The organism is Microcystis sp. M53603_WE2 (genome assembly GCF_030065435.1).
In genome coordinates, this window is sequence record NZ_JASJFF010000026.1 from 1 (window position 1) to 2,335 (window position 2,335).

Sequence of the window (2,335 nt, forward strand, 5' to 3'; positions counted from 1 at the left end):
ACTCAATTGTCTATCTTTTGGTATTAACCTATTTGTGCCTTAAGTCCTTTCCTGTATGAATTTCAGCTACTTTTGAGCGTAGTTGCTCTCATCGAATTTTATTTTAAGTTAATTATTTGCATAACAATTCCCGAAGAGCCGGTAATCATTAGAGGCGATATTGATAGCGATGTGTGAGATTATTCTTGAGATAATATAAGGTCGATGTCTGATAACTGATAATTGATCGCTGAATTTAACTTCTTAAAGAAACTTGGAACTGTTTAACTAAAGCTTCTCGCACTTTTGTCATTAAGGGTTCCACATCTTCATCGGTTAAAGTTCGATCGCTGGCACGATAGACTAAACTAAAGGCCAAACTACAATGATTTTCTGGCACATTCTGCCCCTGATAGCGATCGAATAATTCGACTTTTTCTAAAAGAGTTCCCCCAGCATTTTTGATAGTTTTTGTCAATCTATCTACGGGTATATCTGTGGAAACAAAGAAGGCGATATCTCGCGCAGCCCCCGGATAGGTAGAATAGACCTGTAAACGCGGGGTAATTTTGGCACTATCGCTAAGAGTTGCTAACAGGATCGGGAACTGGATTTCAAAGGCATAAACTGCCTCAATTAATCCCTTTTGCTGACGCAATTGCGGGTGTAGTTGACCAAAAATTCCTAAGGGTTGTTTACCAATCCATAAAGAGGCTGTTCGTCCGGGGTGAAAACGCGCATCTTCGGCATATTTTTCGTAGCTTACTGTCAGCGAAAGGCGATCGAATACTGCTTCTAAAATCCCTTTTGCTTCATACCAAGTCATGGCCACCTCTTTACCCGATCGCAGCCAACGTCCGGCAGGGAAGAAATCACCGCCGAAAATACCAGCAATTGCATCGTATTCGTTGATATTATCCGATTCTAAGCGGAAAACTCGCCCGATCTCGAAGCCATTTAAGGAACCGTTACCCTGAGACTGATTATACTCAAACGCTTCGATTAAACCGTCTAGGAGATTAGTCCGCAAAGCAGAATACTCGACAAAAAGGGGATTAGCGAGGACAACTTCCGCTAATTCCGGTTTAACTAGGGAATACTGGACTAATTCCGTCAAACCCACTGCGCGAAAAGCTTCCCGCAGCCGACGCTGTATAGTTTCCTCAAAGGATAATCCTCCGGCTGCGGTTTTTGCTGGCAAAGTATCGACAAAGCGATCATATCCGTACAGTCGCGCCACTTCTTCAATTAAGTCAATTTCCCGTTCTAAATCCCGATAACGGTAGTCTGGGACTGTCACAGTCCACAGAACAGGATTTTTCGAGGTTAACTGCAATTCACAGCCCAAATTGCCTAAAATCCGTTCCACATCTTCGGCGATAATTTCACCGATCGCACCATCATCTAGGGTAACTTGACCCAGTAGCTGCTGCAAACGTTGTAAACGCAATTCGATCGAACCCCTGGACCGTTCGGCGCGATAATCAGCTTTAACCTGACTGCTGACAGTTCCCCCAGCTAACTCTAGAATCAAATCGATCGCCCTTTGACAAGCATATTCCAAAGCGGCGGGATTAACACCGCGTTCATAGCGTCCGGAAGATTCGCTGCGTAAACCCTGCGCTTTTGAGGAACGACGGATAGCGATCGGATCGAATAAAGCCGACTCTAGCACAAGATTAACGGTTTCCTCGTTAACTTCCGTATCTTGACCTCCCATCACCCCCGCTAAAGCTACCGGCTTATTATTGGCAGTAATTAATAAATTAAGCTCTTTTAAGCTTCTTTCCTGACCATCAAGGGTAATGATTTTTTCCCCTTCCTCGGCAAAACGGACCCCAATAGTAACGGATTTCCCTCCGGCAAAACTCTGTAAACGATCGCGATCGAAAGCGTGTAAAGGTTGTCCCCACTCCAAAAGTACATAATTAGTAATATCGACCACATTATTGATTGATCGCAATCCGGCAGCCTGTAAACGCTGTTGCAACCATAGCGGAGATGGGCCAATTTTTACCCCCTCGATCACCGTACCAATATAAGCAGGACAAGCTTTATTTTCTGATATTTCCAGAGATAAATCTTTTTTAGGGGAAAATTCTCCTAATTTCACTTTTGGTAGGCTTAATTCTCCTCCTGTCAAAGCCGCTACTTCTCGCGCGACTCCGATCATACTCAAAGCATCGGCGCGGTTAGCGGTGGGAGAAATATCTAAAATCACCTCATCGAGTCCTAAAAGGGGACGAACATCTGTACCTAAAGGGAGATTTTCCTGGCTAAAAATGTGGATTCCTTCAGAATCTTTAGTTAATCCTAATTCTGCGAGGGAACAGATCATCCCTTCCGATTTTACCCC

1 protein-coding gene is annotated in these 2,335 nt (G+C 44.0%); it reads right to left on the reverse strand.

Going from position 1 to position 2,335, the window contains the following annotated elements:
- Positions 1-235: 235 nt before the first annotated feature.
- Positions 236-2,335 (reverse strand): phenylalanine--tRNA ligase subunit beta (gene pheT / locus PX481_RS00615; RefSeq protein WP_288093103.1); only part of this gene is annotated, 2,100 nt, incomplete at its 5' end.